Origin of the sequence: Sphingobacterium paramultivorum, from assembly GCF_014109745.1 — a bacterium.
Lineage (GTDB): Bacteria > Bacteroidota > Bacteroidia > Sphingobacteriales > Sphingobacteriaceae > Sphingobacterium > Sphingobacterium paramultivorum.
In genome coordinates, this window is record NZ_CP058555.1 from 1,903,841 (window position 1) to 1,920,532 (window position 16,692).

Consider the following 16,692-nt stretch of genomic DNA (forward strand, 5'->3'; position numbering starts at 1 on the left):
AAATCTAAACAGGGTTGAGTTTGAAATAACGTCTCAAAATACGTCTAACATCTCTATTATCGGCTTTGAAGATGATGGCTTCTCGCTTTTTCTTTTCGCTATATACACGCTTATTACAGTAGCCAAATCCTTTATACCGACCATCCAACAAGTAAACAAGTCCCTTTTCTTTGGGATTACGCCCTAAAAACTCCAAAAATATTTCGCCCATCGGAAGCTCCGAAGAGGCTACAAATTCCTGCACTCTTCGATTATAGTCTTCTGGAAGCTCCTGCGCAATACATGCCCCTTTGCAGGTCTTCAACATATATTGAAAACAATGTTTCGTATACGTCTGTAATTTGTTTATTTTTTGGCAGAGCTGATACGCTTCCACAATATTGAATAATTGCTCGCGCCCCTCCTGGTAACTCGAAAAAGTCATGAACTCTTCTCGCTCGGGATCAAGCGCCTCAACTTGAAGAACTTGATAGCCCAATGGATTCACTGCTAGATAAAGGCCAAATCCGTAGTAGGTTCGACGCTGCGCCCGATTATAATAGGGTTGATATTTTTTGATCAGGTCAGATTCATGCAATAGCGCTAGTAGTTCATGGCCCGTCAGTTCAAATCCAACTCTGCGGGCTGCTCCTTGGATTTTGCGTTCCTTAAAATCTGTACTTCTAAAATGCTGCAATAACCTATTTCTAATATCGATACTCTTGCCGACATAAATTAGCGCATCATGCTTATCATAAATATAATATACGCCGACTGCAGAGGGTACCCCTTCAAGCAATCCGGCAATTTGCTCTTTCGTCATCACTTTAACAGCAGGTAATATCTTACAAAGGTAATTTAAAAAATAGGCTATTCACTTCGCGGATCAGATTTTAAGGGCATCTTGGCGCATCGTCTCACTTCGAGTGTGGGGCAACCATAGTCAACCACAATTTTCCCTTCGATCAAATAAATACCGTTTCCCCGAAGTGGAAATTCGACAAGTGTCTGCGGGAAATGAACGGTATCAAAAAAATGCCCTTCAGCATCCAAAAAGGTCCCAAATTTCATCTGCCCTCCATTGCGCATCCTGACAATTTTTTTACAGACGAAATCGCCGACCATCCGAATTGTTTCACCTTCATGCGCCGTCATGTCTTCTGCAAAAATATCACCTCTATAGCTGCTTTTTGCCAAATCAAACAATGTCCCCGTAACACAGAAACCAATCAATTCCAGTTCATCATAATAGTCTTCCAAGATGTTTTCTTCAAGCAAAGGAAGTAGCGGTTTTCTGGTCTCGATTTCAAAGAGAACATTTCCGCCACGGGTAGGTTTATATTTACTCATCATCAAATGGCCTTCCCACAATAATTGCTTTTTCCCTATGGCGGTAAAACGCAAGGCTCCCACACGGATTAAAATGATCAATTGCTCCAAGCTAATTTCCGTCCGGCCAATAAAATTTTCTAAACTGAGATAAGGTCCATTCAATTCCCGTTCATTAACAATCCGTAAAGCCAATTTTTCCTCCAGATGCTGCAGGCAATCAAAGCCCAGATAGATATCCTTTCCAAAAATACGTGCATTTAAACGAGACTGGTTGACACAGGGCCGGCAGATGGTAGCGCCCGCAACGCGCGCTTCATTGACGTAAACCTTACGATTATAAAAACCACCATAATTATTGAGTACCGCAACCATAAACTCCAATGGAAAATACGTTTTTAAGTATAAACTCTGATAACTCTCAACAGCATAGGAGGCTGAATGTGCCTTGTTAAATGAATAGCCCGCAAAGCTCTCCATCTGTCTCCAGATTTCCAAACTTCCCTGCTCCTCGTATCCTCGAGTTTTGCAATTGGCAAAAAAACGTCCTTTGATGGCCGCAAGATGATCTTTATCACGATACTTGCCCGACATCATTCGTCGCAGTACATCTGCATCTGCCATGTCAAGACCACCGTAGGCATTCGCAATTTTCATCACATCTTCCTGATAAACCATCACACCATAAGTTTCCTCCAACTGTTCTTTGAATACTGGATGCGGATAATTCGCAACAGACGGATCGTGGTGACGTCGGATATACTCGCTCATCATTCCTGAACTCGCTACACCAGGACGAATAATGGAAGATGCTGCCACTAATGTGTTATAGGTATTACATGACAATTTGGTCAGAAGTTGCCGCATCGCAGGACTTTCTATATAAAAACACCCAATAGTATGGGCTGACTGTAATTGCGTTGCTATGAGCGGATCATGAAAGAAAAGCTTGGGGTTGTCGGTATCGATCAGCTCGCCCAAATTCTCACGTACGATTGCTTTACAGTCTTTGATATGCCCTATTCCCCGTTGCGATAGGATGTCAAATTTTTCAAAACCAATATCTTCGGCAACATACATGTCAAATTGCATCGTGGGGAGTCCTTTAGGAGGGTAGTCCATAGCTCCATAGCATGTTAAGGGAGCCTCGGAAATGAGTACACCACTCGCATGAATTGAACGTTGATTAGGAAAATCCGCCATCCGATTATAGACACTCAAAATGGTATTCGTTACCTCATTTTTGTTAAGCATATGTTCAGGTTCGTTGATCAACCGATCTATTTCTCCTTTAGGAAGACCATATACCTTTCCGAGCTCACGCAAAATGCTCCGCGACCGAAACGTACTCATTGCGCCCATCAATGCAACGTGTCCACTTTTATACTTATTAAAAATATAACTATACATAGCGTCACGTTCATTCCAGCTAAAGTCAATATCAAAATCGGGGGCACTCTTCCGTTTCGGATTTAGAAAACGTTCAAATGGCAAATGCAGAGCGATGGGGTCAACATCGGTAATTCCCAAACAATAAGCAACGGCAGAGTTTGCTCCAGATCCACGCCCTACGTAATGAAAGTCGCTATGCCGTGCATAGCGACAGATATCATTCGTTATCAGAAAATAGCTTGAAAATTTAAGTTGTTCAATAATTTCCAATTCCCGCTGGATTCGTTCCATTGCAACGGAATCATTTTTTCCATAACGTCTTTCCAGTCCCGCTAATGCCTGACTAAAAAGCAATTGCTGATCTGCATAATGACTGTCTGTAAATGTGGTTTTATTTTTAACTGTCTCAAAGTCGAAGTAAAAAGAGCATTGGGCAAGCAGTTGCTCTGTATTGTTCATAAGCTCGGGCAGATCCGAAAACATTTCTGTTAAGGTCATTCTTGACAAAAGTACTTCATCTGAATGGGCCACCTGATCCGCTTCCAATTGTGATATCAACAGATTATTGTCAATGGCACGCAATTGCCTATGTAACACATAGTCATTTTGTTGGAAACTTACCGGTGCTAATATGACACAATTAGCCAAAATTTTCCGGTCCAGCAAACGTACTTTGGTGCGTTCCGAAGGCCTTATGCCAATATATTCATAGTCGCGCAAGCCATGGTGGCTGATTGCTGAAAAAGGATAAACAACAAATACCTCTTCAAAATCAGGAGCACGTTGCGGTACCGATCGTTGCTCCATATTGAGTTTGGTACGATAGGCATTAATCTCCTGAAAACCACGTTCGTTCTTCGCTATAGCGACAAAACAAAGCTTATCATCGGCTCGAAACTCCATTCCTGCGAGTAAATTCAGTCCCTTTTTCCGACCCAACCGAATAAAATCCAATGACCCGGAAGTATTATTAATATCGGTTAGTACGGCAGTATCGTAACCACCGGACTGAATACCTTCGATAAGGTCTTCCAGACTCAATGTGCCGTAACGCAAACTATAGAAACTACGAAGATTTAAGGGCATCTACCCCTCCTTTCTCCCCGGGCATGGGCACACAGATCCCTTTCATCAAAAACGCTGTACCGTAACGACTTTTAATACGATCCATCGCCTGCATCAGATTTACCTCTTCGGCATTATCCGCAAATAGATCGGTTTGGTAAGCTCCATAGATCAAACCAGAAAACTTAACCCCCACCAACCGAATTAACATGCGGCGACTATATAATTTTTTAAATAGGGATAGCACAACTTCAATCAATTTTCGATCGGAATTGGTATAACCGATCTGCAATTGTTGGGTATGGGTATCAAAATTACTATAGCGTATCTTCAACGTAACACAGCTGGTAAGCCGCTGTTCTTTACGCAATTCAAAGGCAAGATTATCAACCATACCGATGAGTGTCCGCCGCAATACATCCATATCAATCGTATCCTGCTGATAGGTCGTTTCTTTGGACATGGATTTCTGTTCACGAAAAGGGACCACAAGCGTATCATCCAGACCATTGGCCTTCCGCCAGATATTTACACCATTTTCTCCTAAGACCTGTTGTAACGTAAAAATCTCCATTTGTTGCAACGTTCCAATTTTAGAAATCCCCATATTACGCAACAAGGTATACGACTTATCGCCGACCATCGGTATTTTCCGAATAGAAAGCGGTGCCAGGAACTGCTTCTCTGTACCTCCATTTACTTGCAGCTCACCACATGGTTTCGCCTGGCCGGTCGCTATTTTAGACACCGTCTTATTGACGGAAAGGCCGAAACTGATCGGAAGCCCCGTTTCCCGAATAATACGCTGCCGCAATTCCTGTGTCCATTTCCAGCATCCAAAGAAACGGTCCATTCCAGAAACATCAAGATAATGTTCATCAATGCTTGCTTTCTCTACAACCGGTGTCTCAAGCGAAATAATTTCGGTCACCATATTGGAGTAATAACTGTAGAGATCATGATCGCCTTTGACGACAACAGCATCCGGACACATTCTTAATGCCAAGCGCATCGGCATCGCGGCATGCACCCCTGATTTTCTGGCTTCATAGGAACATGAAGCCACCACGCCCCGATCACTGCTACCGCCAATAAGTACCGGTACACCATTAAGTTTACTGTTTATCAGCCGCTCAACTGATACAAAAAATGTATCAAGATCACAATGTACGATGCTCCTTTCCATATCATTCATGTATTGACGTCTTATATCGCCTAAAAGCAATAAAAATCACGCTCAAATATACTAATATATTTAGTATTTATAAATGATAGCGAATAAAAATAGGAATACACCCGCCCTTCATTTCGTTCAATGAAAAGGACGGGTGTAAGTTAGCGCCAATTGTTAAAATTTCATTTTTTGAATTCTAATGGCATTCAATATCGCAATTAGCGATACGCCAACATCGGCAAATACAGCCTCCCACATTGTTGCCAAACCTCCAGCTCCAAGAATCAACACGATCCCTTTGACTATAAAAGCAAGGCCAATATTCTGATAAACAACTTTTTTCGTTTGTTTCCCAATGCGAATGGCCATTGGAATCTTCGAAGGTTTGTCATCCTGTATCACGACATCTGCCGTCTCGATCGTCGCATCACTGCCCAGTCCACCCATCGCTATTCCAACATCACTCAGTGCGACAACCGGAGCATCGTTAACGCCATCACCAACAAAAGCAACAGATTCATTTAGCCCCTTTATTTCCCTGACCTTATTCACTTTATCTTCCGGAAGCAGGTCACCATAGGCCTGATCTATTCCAAGTTCCTTGGCAACATAGGCGACTACCGTCGTCTTATCCCCGCTCAACATCGTCGCTTTTACACCGAGCTTATGCAGTAGCTGAATTGTAAGCGCGGCATCTGCTTTAATCCTATCAGCGATGGTCATGAATCCTACAAATTTACCGTCCAAAGCGATGGCAATGGTCGTATATACGATACTATTCGGATCGATATCATAGGCTACATTAAACTTGTCCAGCAATTTAAAGTTACCCACCAGCAACTCTTTGCCTTCAGTAATTCCCTTTAATCCATGTCCGGCGATTTCTTCTATATTATGGAGATTAATAGACTCGTCGATCGCACCTGCATATTCCCTAATCGCTGTTGCAACTGGATGGCTGCTGTGGCTTTCTATTTTATTGACGAGCTTTAAAATTCTTGCCTCGTTGTAACCAGCCTGTAACTTAATTTCCTGCACCTTAAAAACACCGGCAGTCATTGTTCCGGTTTTATCCATCACCACATGCCGGATATCTGCCATCGCATCCAAAAAATTACTGCCTTTAAAAAGTATACCATTTCTACTCGCGGCACCGATTCCACCAAAATACCCCAAAGGAATCGAGATGACAAGTGCACAGGGACAGGATATCACTAAAAATACGAGTGCTCTATACAACCAGTCGCTAAATACATATTGATCGACAAACAAGTAAGGTAGGAGGCAAATTCCAATAGCCAAAAACACGACAATTGGGGTATATATCTTAGCAAATTTACGGATAAACAGTTCAGTAGGCGCTTTTTGAGCTGTAGCGTTCTGTACAAGCTCAAGGATTTTACTCAGTTTGCTATCTTGATAAGCTGTTGTCACCCGAATTAGGCTCACCGTGTTCATATTAATCATTCCTGCCAGCACAACATCACCTTTCATTTTTGTATCTGGCTTGCTCTCGCCAGTCAGCGCAGCAGTATTAAATGCGCCTTGTTCAGACAGCAATTCACCATCGAGCCCGAGCTTTTCGCCAGGTTTCAGCTGAACAATTGCTCCGATACCTGCGTCTGCGGCTTTGATTACTTTGCTCTTTCCATTCTCCAAAATGGTCACTTCATCCGGACGCTGATCCAGTAGTGCCTTAATATTACTTTTAGCTCTACTCACCGCTAAGGTCTGAAATACCTCGCCTACGGCGTAAAATAACATCACCGCTACAGCTTCTGGGTATTCTTTGATCGCAAAAGCTCCTATCGTAGCGATACTCATTAAAAGAAACTCCGAAAAGATTTCCCCTTTAGCAATACTCTTTAGGGCATCTCTGATTACAGGATACCCAACAGGCAGATAAGATACGATATACCAGCCTGAACGAACCCAATCCTTAAACCATGCTTGCGCAATCCAATTATCCATGGCTATTGCTGCAATGAGCAAAATAAAGGAAATTAGCGCGGGTAAAAACAACTGCATCTGACTAGCCCCTGCCGTTGAGTGGTCGTGACCGTCTTCATCGTGGCTATGATCATGACCATGACTGGAAGCCGGAGCTTTCCCAATAAGGTCTTCTGCTCCCGCCTGACTATATATTTTTTGTGTCTGTGTACAACAAAGCTGTCTGCCTTGTGCATCATAACTATGTTGATGTTCCATAACTTGCTTTGATTATGTTAACAAATACTGTCAATTAATGTTCGTGCCCACCTGTATTGCTCATTTTAGCATTGATAAAAAAGGCACCCTTTACAACAATTTTCGTCCCGGCAGGAACTTCGGTAACCGGGATAATCGCCGTATATCCCAAAGCAGACACGCCTTTTTGAATCTCTATTTTTTCAAAATTGATGTTTTTAGCCTGTTCTTCACCATGCTGCCCAGCTTCTTGCTCATTTTTATGCGCATGTTTTGCTTCACCTTCATCGTGCGCATGCCCGTGATCGTCGTGCCCTTCTTCATGCTCCTCAGGTTTCTTGTCTGTCTCCACAAAAATATAATACTTACCGTCAGCCTCCACGATTGCGTCATTCGGAACAGCCGGAGTCCGTACATTATTGACACCGATCATACCCGTGATGTTCATCCCATCAATCAACCCCACTTTGCTGCCCACGACCGTACTGTGCACAGCGATGGTCTTGCTATCATTTTCAAAGGAAGATCCAATCGTAAAAACTTTGGCGGTATAGGTTTTATCCGGGTTGTTGGTCAGTTGAAAGTTGATGAGCTGTCCGACTTTAACCAAAGGTAGATCCTTTTCAAACACCTGCAGATCCAAATGCAGCAGACTATTGTCAACAATCTCGATCACTGGCGAAGAGACATCTACATAACTCCCAATTTTCGCAAAAACATTACTTACTGTTCCATTGATAGGGCTTGTTACGGCCAATGAGGTCCGCATATTAGAAAGATTCACGCTATTGGGATTTATGCCCATCAATTGGATCTGTTGTTGCAACGAGGCCTTTCGAGCCCGTAAACTGTTGAAGTCTGCTGTTGCTGCCTGCAGATTTTTCCGTGCGCCCGCATTACCTTCATTGAGTTCCTGTTGCCTTGCCATTTCTTGTTCCGCCAAGGTAATCTTACTTGCGAGGGATACATATTCCTCCTGCAACTGTACAAACTGGGGGTTGGTAATCGTAGCGATCACCTGCCCCTTGCGTACGTTATCCCCCAACTGCACGTTTAATGTCTTTACAACACCACCGTAAAGCGTCGTTGCATTCGCTTTATTGTTATTGGGTACACTCAAAAGTCCATTGGCCTTGATTGTAGCTGTTAGTTCCTTCTCTTCAATACCTCCAAAAACGATGCCCACAGCTTTTATTTGTGCCGCACTCAGTGCCGCTACGGTAACCGGTCCTTCCTCATGCCCCTCTTCGGATTTAGGCGCTTCCTTTCCCTCCGGTTGACCTTTACGCTCCGACTCATTAGAACCGCAACCGTAAAAAACAGTAACGGCTATACATACGATAAATATCTTTATGAAAACTTTCATTGTTGACTTATTTGTTATTGAAGTAATTATATTGAATTGCTGATTGATTATACTGATTGAGGACTTCTAAATAATTCTGGCGAATCCCAATGGCCTGACTTAAAAATTGACTTAATTCAGCAAAATTGATCTCCCCAGTTCTATACCCCAAACTAGCCGCTTTAATGATGGCATCAGCTTGTTTTAAACCCGAAGACTCGTAAAATTGTAGTAACGCACTATTCTTGTCAATTTCAGCAAGTGCATTCCCTTTATTTGTCTGGAATACCTGCGTATCATATTCCAACTTACGCTGTTGAACTTCCATTTCAGCGTTGGCAGCCTTCACTTTACTTTTATACGCGCCTAGGCTAAAGACCGGAAAAGATGCGGAGACCGAAAATCCCGATAAGGGATCCTTGGCTCCCCAAACACGTTGGGAGAAAAATCGACCCGAGAACTCAGGCTTATTTGTATTTTTCTGAACACTGATATTCGATGAAGCGATATTTACGTTTTGCTGCTGTAAAACAAGTAAAGGATGTACTGTTTCCTCAGATGGACTGGCGTTCACGACAATCTTCTCCAAGGACTGATCCAATGGGAGCATCCACTCGTTACGGTCCAACAAGAGCATAAGTTGCTGTTGCTGGATAACAATGTCCTTTTTGTTTTGAACAAGCTGCGCCTGCAGTTCCTTCAGTTTTGCCTCAGCTGCGATCTTATCCAGCGCAGCCACGTCACCCGTTCTAAAGCGAAGTTCAGTTGCTTTGAACATGGCTGTATAGATGCTATCCAACTCCATATACAGCTTTTGGCGATCCTGGAGATACCAAAGTTGAAAATAGGCTGTCCTTACGTCTTTGGTAATCGCAGTTTTCAATACATCCGTATTCAAATTCGCATATTTTAGTTGCTGTTTAAAATACTCCTTGCGCGCCGCATAGAGCCCGGGCCAGGCAATACTTTGCGTTATACCAATTTTCAATAAGCCGGCCTTATCCGTAGGACGGTAATCTTCATTTTCTGCAAAAATCCCGGTCTTGGGGATTTCGGTCGCCGTTTTAACATTGAAACCAGCGCCCACGATTTCAGCCTGGTTGATCTGAAACTGGCGATTGCTCTTCAGCGCAGTTTCCACAGCTTCTGTAACAGAAATGCGCTCTTGGCCAAACACCTGAGATCCCAAGGCCATAAATAAGAAAACAAGTACTGTAACAAAGGTCTTAGCACCCCTACTTCGTTTCATATTCAATTTAGAATTAAAAATTATATACAATAAGGGCAGCACAAACAACGTCAGGAAAGTTGCTGTTGTCAACCCGCCGATAACAACCGTTGCCAAAGGCTTCTGAACTTCAGCGCCGGCACTTGTACTGATTGCCATCGGTAAAAAGCCCAGTGAGGCCACTGTCGCTGTCATCAGTACAGGACGTAAACGAGTCAAAGTACCTTCTTTAACGCGTTGAAAAATATCATCGACGCCCTCTTTCTTCAACTGATTGAATGTCCCAATTAAAACGATACCATTGAGTACGGCCACGCCAAACAAGGCAATAAAACCGATACCGGCACTAATACTGAAAGGCATGCCGCGCAACATCAATGCAAATACACCCCCGATAGCACTCATTGGTATTGCGGTAAAAATTAGCGTCGCCTGCTTAAAGGAATGGAACGTGAAATACAACAGCATAAAAATAAGCAATAAGGACACTGGCACAGCAATCAGCAGGCGCGAACTCGCTTTTTGCAAATTCTCGAACTGACCTCCATAGGTGAAATAATAACCCGCAGGAAGTTTTACATTTGCAGTCAATTGTTGTTGGATATCTTTTACTACGGTTTGAACATCACGCCCTGCCACATTAAATCCAATCACAATTCTTCGTTTACCAGCTTCGCGACTGATTTGGGCCGGCCCCAATTTATAATCAATGGCAGCAACCTGAGAAAGAGGGATCTGTGTGCCCGTATCTGTAGGAATCATCAGATTACGCACATCATCAATACTATTTCTGTGCGTTGTATCTAACCTGACGACCAGATCAAAGCGACGTTCATTTTCATAGATCTGTCCCGTACTCCGACCGGCAAAGGCGGTACTCACCACATCATTGACGTCCTGAATTGTCAATCCATAATTCGCTATACGGGTGCGGTCATAAACGATATTAATTTGCGGGAGACCGGATACGCGCTCCACTTGTGGAGAAGTTGCTCCTTGAACGGATTGAATCTGAGCGGCAACCACATTGGCGTAAGCGGCCAGTGAATCGATGTTTTCACCGAAGATCTTTACAGCAACATCCTGACGGATACCCGTCATTAACTCATTGAAACGCATTTGAATAGGTTGATTTTTCTCAAAGAAGACACCCGGAATTACTTCTAGCTTCTCCAGAATAGCGCTCCCCAGTTCTTCATAAGAACGGCCCGACTTCCACTCTTTTTGAGGCTTCAATACCACCATAATATCTGTCGCTTCCGGTGGCATAGGGTCTGTCGGTACTTCCGCAGCTCCTGTTTTACCGACGACCATCTTCACTTCATCGAACTCCTTGATAATCCGGGAAGCCTGCATAGAGGTTTCAATACTTTGCGAAAGCGAGCTTCCCTGAGGAAGTATGCAATGGAATGCATAATCGCCTTCCTGCAATTGTGGAATAAACTCGCCCCCCATGTTCTTAAAAAAGAAGGCCGACAAAGCAAAAATGGCAACAGTTAAACTCACGATCAGGTATTTAAACCGAATTGCTTTTTGTAATAAAGGCTCATAAATACGTTGTAGTCCTGCAATCATCCGGTCACTCAACGTTTTCTTGTCGCTGTGTTTTTTCGGCAGAAACAGAGCACACATCATGGGGATATAGGTTAACGAGAGAATCAATGCTCCGAAAATGGCAAACCCAACTGTTTGTGCCATTGGACGAAACATTTTCCCTTCAACACCCACCAATGTTAAAATTGGAATATAGACAATAAGAATAATAATCTCACCAAAGGCTGCACTGGTACGAATCTTTGAAGCAGACTCAAATACCTCATGATCCATTTCGGCCTGGGTCAATTTCTCGGTTGACTTTCGTAAGCCTAAATGGTGTAGCGTCGCTTCCACCACAATGACGGCTCCGTCCACAATCAAACCGAAATCTATCGCACCCAAACTCATTAAATTGGCGCTTACACCGAACACGTTCATCAGTCCAAGTGCAAACAGCAGCGCCAGTGGAATCGCCGAAGCAACGATAAGGCCTGCCCGCAAGTTCCCAAGAAATAATACCAGGACAAAAATTACGATCAGGGCGCCTTCAATCAGATTTTTTTCAACGGTACTGATCGCACGCCCAACGAGGTCTGTCCGGTCTAAATAGGGCTCTATAACCACATCATCAGGCAAAGACTTTTGGATAGTCGGTAGTTTTTCTTTCACACGATTGACCACCTCATTGCTGTTTTCACCCTTTAGCATCATGACAACGCCACCCACAGCATCTACCTCACCATTGTATGTCAAGGCTCCATAACGCACAGCATGACCAAAACGTACATCTGCAACATCTTTTACATAAATCGGTATAGACCCTGATTTTCGGATAGCGATATTTCTGACATCTTCCAAAGAGGTCGCCAGTCCAATCCCCCGGATAAAGTATGCATTCGGTTTTTTATCAATATAGGCACCACCTGTATTTTGATTATTTTTCTCTAGGGCAGTAAATATCTCTGGAATCGTAATATTCATCGCCTTAAGTCTATTCGGATCAACAGCTACTTCATATTGCTTAAGCTCGCCACCGAAACTATTGACCTCGGCAATTCCAGGAGTTCCATAAAGCTGACGAGCAACAATCCAATCTTGCATGGTTCGCAAATCTTTTGCGTTGTATTTCTTTTCGCTTCCCTTTTTGGGATGGATAATATATTGATACACTTCTCCCAATCCGGTACTTACTGGAGCCAACTCAGGTTTGCCAATACCCTGTGGAATCTGATCCACCGCTTCTTTCAAACGCTCACCGATCAGCTGACGGGCAAAATAAATATCTACATCATCGTCAAAAACAACGGTAATGACAGAAAGTCCGAAGCGTGAAATACTCCTGATCTCCTCAATTTTAGGTACAGTTGCAATACTTTGTTCAATTGGAAAAGTCACCAATTGCTCTACTTCCTGTCCGGCAAGAGTTGGACAAGAGGTAAAAATCTGAACTTGATTATTGGTAATATCGGGAACGGCGTCTATGGGTAGTTTCGTCGCACTCCATGCCCCCCAAATGATAAGCAACAAGGTCATTAAACCGATAACGATCTTGTTCTTAATGCTAAATTTTATAATATGATCTAACACAATATACGTGATTAATGCTTAAATAATAGCTCGTTAGAATATCTTCATCGCTTGTCGTAATAAAATACAACAAACGGATTCCGAGCACAAAGCTGAATAAAGAACAGCATAGTGCGCTCCATCAGATTTGTTTCTAGAATTTTTACGAAAAATTAAGCATTAACCTTTGGCGGCTGCCAGATGCTTCCAAAATAACTGGAAACAATCGCTGTATTGAGGACAGGATTACGATTATCAAAATAAATTGACACCGGGACACCATCTATTTGTGGAAATAGATACGCATAAGCCGTTATATTTCCACTACAACAATTGCAATAGCAGAAAATAGAACAGGCATCAGATGCATCATCACTATGGTTATGAGTTTGGTTTAATTGTGTTTCCATAGCTGTCTGCTCACAGCGATTGCTAGAATCACTGCAGGGAACAAAAGAAAGTCCCATAATATATGCTATCAATATGAAAACAATTAACCTCATGAATACGCAAATTTAAAAAAAATAAATCATAATCTCCCCTTAACCCCGGAAATCTATTGGTTAGTATCAACTTCAGTACCTCCAATAAAATAAGGAGACAGTCGCTCTCAACTGAGCGTTTTTTTTCATCTCTTAAGCCTCATAAAACCGCACAATCCTACACAACATGATTGCTTGATGTTCTGATTAACTACAAGTAAATTATTATTCAAATAAAACGAATTGTAATTAACAGAAAAACACATAAAACATGTTCAAACAGCATTTTAAACACAAATGAACACTATTGTAGATGTTTCTCTACAAGAAATATAAGATAACATAAATACAGTAGATTAAGTAAAATGCTATTTATATAATTGCATCGATAAAAAATAACAGTAATAAAAACGCAATGGTATACCATATTTTAAATACAAATAGGCATACAACTGCAAGAGTTTTTGCAAAACAAATCAACAACGAAATCAAATAATCAAAAAATCAATAACAAAACAAAATGTCAATTAACATGAATCTAATCCCCCATCGCCGACTGACAAACCTGTTCATGCTAGGCTGCAGTGCTTTCGCACTTAGCCTCTACTCATGTAACAAAAGTGGAGAAAACACCGCATTAACAGGAGAAACTGTCGTTAAAATCAATCTATCGGGCGTAGAAGCTTACAATGAAACAGACAACAGTGCTGTTCAAAAGCAAGCATCTGCAAACGCTTCGCATTCATCAAGCAATGCACCTGATGTACAGGAAATGACTGTACCGTTAGAAAACGGAGGCTCAGTTGACGTTGTCCTAACAAACAATTCAGCGGTTACAAAAAGCCTCGTCGCTTCATCCAACCCCAAACTAGCGGCTGTCCAAACACAAGAGAAGCCATTGGACAAAAACGTCAAGTATAAAGTTGTTGTCTATGACAATCAAGGAGCTTACGTAACGGCAAAAGATTATAGCTACGGTGAGGAAGCTACTGCCGCGGGTATCGTTCTTGACGCCGGAAAATCATATACGTTCATTGCCTATTCGATCAATAGCACCACAGCATTACCGGCTATTAATAATCAAAACACGCTTTCTGCAGCGAACTTGAGCAATATTAGCGGTGATTTAATGTATTACACAGGTACATTAACGTTAAAAAGCGGTGTAAACAATTTAAATGTTGTATTAAAACACAGATTTAGCCAAATCACCACAACATTGACCATGGATCCAAGTATGACCGGAGCCATCACTCAAATCGGGACGGCAGTACTAAAACCTAGTCACAGTAGTGCTAATTTGAAATTCTCAGATGAAACATTAACATACAATGGCTTGAACAACGCCGGAGTCACCACACAATTCCCGGCTTTAGGAAATGGCTTACGTACTGTGATCAGTAACCCATCGTTATTGATCCACCCCACAACCAGCAACGGAACATTGATGCTCGGCAGTCTAACCCTTGATGATGAGACCAAAACAAACATCACCATTCCAAATGTTAAGATCAATCCTGGACAAAAATACGATCTGAAACTTAACTTCAGAACCTGTACACAAAATGTAACCAGCAGTGGTCTGGACTGGAGCTATCCAGCAACAACATCGGGTGGCAAAACCGGTATTATGAAAGACGGTAAATTCTATGCCAATGGAACAACAATTGATAGAAGCTTTACTGCTCCAGCCGCAGACTATGGTTTTGTTTTCGACATGACCGAATTGGACAATGCATTCAACATGGAAGTGAATGGTGTCAAATTAGCGAAACAGGAAATTCAATTTGAGGTAGGCGCTTCTTCTGCTCAAAACATCCAGTTTGTTGATGGAAGCAAATACGCTGGCAACAATATTGAAACCAACAAAAGAATCGATCAGGTTTACAACATGAAAGGTACAAGTACAAGTCCATTGATCAAACTTGTCATCAGCAGAACTGGCCAAGTAACCATGTTTGGTAGTAAAACATCCGGCGGTCCTTTATACGAACTTAAACTCGTGAATGGCAACAGCTTCAATACATTCCCTTGGAGTGCAACACAAAGCAACACTGTAAAAGTAACCCAACTTGTTGATGGACGTACTATTATCAAGGGTGTAGGTGCTGGAAAGAAGAAAATCCCTTGCCAATAATCAATAAATAGATCAATAATCAGAAAGACTAAAACTTGCTGAATATAACATAAAAAAAAGCAAGATAAAAATAGATATTATGGAAAAGAAATTAGCGTACATCGCCCCCAAAATTAATACAACGACAATCGAACTTGAGCAAGGTATTGCAGCTGGTTCGGCCTACGCCAGACCAGAAGATGCCAACAGCGGTAAAGTAAACGAACAATGGGAAGTAGGATCAACAGATAATAGAAATATCGACTGGTAAACTATTTTCAACAGTAAACAAAAGGAAGGGGCTATCAAAGTTTGGACTGCCCCTTTTTTATGCAATTTTATAATACACGATCGTGTCATCCATATTTATACTCAAACCTTTAGCGTACCCAAGTGCAGACTGTCTGTATTCCCTCCGCCATAACTCTCAATAAAAAAGATATACACCTCATAGGTCACTTCCTTTCTATGTTTTGGAATTTCAACAGTCTGTTTTCCGGACATTAAACTGCTTTTCAAATCGTTCATCACAAGTGGATATCCACCTCCGTTATCCGCTGCATTATACAGGATTAAGAACGAATCGTAAGATCCCGTGTCAAACTTTTCCTCCAGATAGGCATCATATTCCCAGGTGACCAGAAGCACTTGGTTTTCTTGATCGAAATCCATTATGTAGGAAGTAATGGGATTGGGGCTTCCTTTGGCAATCATAAATTTTGGCCAATCAACGACAAAACCGTCTTCTTCCCGGATAAGTGCTTCGTTCAAATTATAAGACATCGCGACATCGTATGCCCGTTTAGGATAGCTGTACGCTTTATAACCCATATTGATGATCGGTTTTAATTGGCCAATATGTGACCTCACAATTTTGAAGCGTTTTCTACTCAGCAATTGCTCAGGAGTCGGCTCCCGTTTTTTAACGCGAGGGAGAGATCGTACATAATTTCCCGTTTTAGTCGACACAAACACAACAGAACCTGCTTTCCCGGAAACAGTTCCATTTACACCATTTTTGATGATTGCCATAATTGATTGATTATGTTATAGATAATAAAGATAAACATTAATACGAAAACATACGCATACCAAATTATAACAAACAACAGTTTTCAATCGATACTTAGACAGTAATTAGTCACTGTTTATTCAGTCTTCACTGAGCAAGTACTGAACAATCACTGAACGAGCACTGAATAAGCACTGTTTAAAAATGGAATTTGGTTACCATCTGTTGCATCTAAGAACTAAAGGAGAAAAGGTAAAAGCCGACGGCCTTTCATGCGAACC

General features: G+C 42.0%; 10 protein-coding genes. 2 read left to right on the forward strand and 8 right to left on the reverse strand.

Going from position 1 to position 16,692, the window contains the following annotated elements; all coding sequences use genetic code 11:
* Positions 1-4: 4 nt before the first annotated feature.
* The 7 genes from HS960_RS08310 to HS960_RS08340 all read right to left on the reverse strand — a co-directional run bounded on the left by HS960_RS08310 (position 5) and on the right by HS960_RS08340 (position 13,304).
* On the reverse strand, positions 5-802 hold the full coding sequence (locus HS960_RS08310) for a GIY-YIG nuclease family protein (protein ID WP_153845988.1): 798 nt from the start codon (positions 800-802) through the stop codon (positions 5-7).
* Positions 803-849: 47 nt separating this feature from the next.
* Positions 850-3,786, reverse strand: coding sequence for a DNA polymerase III subunit alpha (dnaE, locus tag HS960_RS08315; protein WP_182332087.1), 2,937 nt, complete (start codon positions 3,784-3,786; stop codon positions 850-852).
* Positions 3,767-4,951 (reverse strand): DNA polymerase IV, encoded by a 1,185-nt coding sequence (dinB, locus tag HS960_RS08320; protein WP_120336176.1) that lies wholly within the window; start codon positions 4,949-4,951, stop codon positions 3,767-3,769. The genes dnaE and dinB overlap by 20 nt, the downstream gene beginning before the upstream one ends.
* A 162-nt stretch (positions 4,952-5,113) precedes the next feature.
* Positions 5,114-7,147 carry a heavy metal translocating P-type ATPase gene (locus HS960_RS08325; protein ID WP_182332089.1) on the reverse strand — a complete coding sequence of 678 codons (2,034 nt, stop codon included), beginning with the start codon at positions 7,145-7,147 and terminating at the stop codon, positions 5,114-5,116.
* Between the two features lie 34 nt (positions 7,148-7,181).
* Positions 7,182-8,492 (reverse strand): efflux RND transporter periplasmic adaptor subunit, encoded by a 1,311-nt coding sequence (locus HS960_RS08330; RefSeq protein WP_153845984.1) that lies wholly within the window; start codon positions 8,490-8,492, stop codon positions 7,182-7,184.
* A gap of 7 nt (positions 8,493-8,499) precedes the next feature.
* A complete protein-coding gene (locus HS960_RS08335; RefSeq protein WP_153845983.1) occupies positions 8,500-12,822 on the reverse strand; it encodes a CusA/CzcA family heavy metal efflux RND transporter in 4,323 nt (1,440 codons plus the stop codon).
* Positions 12,823-12,974: 152 nt separating this feature from the next.
* Complete coding sequence (locus HS960_RS08340; RefSeq protein ID WP_153845982.1) at positions 12,975-13,304, reverse strand: DUF6660 family protein; 330 nt, start codon at positions 13,302-13,304, stop codon at positions 12,975-12,977.
* Between the two features lie 499 nt (positions 13,305-13,803).
* Here HS960_RS08340 and HS960_RS08345 point away from each other — a divergent pair, with 499 nt between their 5' ends.
* On the forward strand, positions 13,804-15,420 hold the full coding sequence (locus HS960_RS08345; protein WP_153845981.1) for a fimbrillin family protein: 1,617 nt from the start codon (positions 13,804-13,806) through the stop codon (positions 15,418-15,420).
* A 79-nt stretch (positions 15,421-15,499) separates the two neighbouring features.
* On the forward strand, positions 15,500-15,670 hold the full coding sequence (locus HS960_RS08350; protein ID WP_167512273.1) for a hypothetical protein: 171 nt from the start codon (positions 15,500-15,502) through the stop codon (positions 15,668-15,670).
* A 101-nt stretch (positions 15,671-15,771) separates the two neighbouring features.
* On the opposite strand, the gene HS960_RS08355 is transcribed toward HS960_RS08350, so the two are convergent.
* Positions 15,772-16,431 (reverse strand): DUF6266 family protein, encoded by a 660-nt coding sequence (locus HS960_RS08355; RefSeq protein WP_182332093.1) that lies wholly within the window; start codon positions 16,429-16,431, stop codon positions 15,772-15,774.
* Positions 16,432-16,692: the final 261 nt, after the last annotated feature.

Coding starts and splice junctions, on each gene's coding strand:
- dinB (WP_120336176.1), bottom strand. CDS start 4,951: ATGGAAAGGAGCATCGTACATTGTGATCTTGATACATTTTTTGTATCA.
- HS960_RS08310 (WP_153845988.1), bottom strand. CDS start 802: ATGACGAAAGAGCAAATTGCCGGATTGCTTGAAGGGGTACCCTCTGCA.
- HS960_RS08350 (WP_167512273.1), top strand. CDS start 15,500: ATGGAAAAGAAATTAGCGTACATCGCCCCCAAAATTAATACAACGACA.
- HS960_RS08325 (WP_182332089.1), bottom strand. CDS start 7,147: ATGGAACATCAACATAGTTATGATGCACAAGGCAGACAGCTTTGTTGT.
- HS960_RS08340 (WP_153845982.1), bottom strand. CDS start 13,304: ATGAGGTTAATTGTTTTCATATTGATAGCATATATTATGGGACTTTCT.
- HS960_RS08355 (WP_182332093.1), bottom strand. CDS start 16,431: ATGGCAATCATCAAAAATGGTGTAAATGGAACTGTTTCCGGGAAAGCA.
- HS960_RS08345 (WP_153845981.1), top strand. CDS start 13,804: ATGTCAATTAACATGAATCTAATCCCCCATCGCCGACTGACAAACCTG.
- HS960_RS08330 (WP_153845984.1), bottom strand. CDS start 8,492: ATGAAAGTTTTCATAAAGATATTTATCGTATGTATAGCCGTTACTGTT.
- dnaE (WP_182332087.1), bottom strand. CDS start 3,786: ATGCCCTTAAATCTTCGTAGTTTCTATAGTTTGCGTTACGGCACATTG.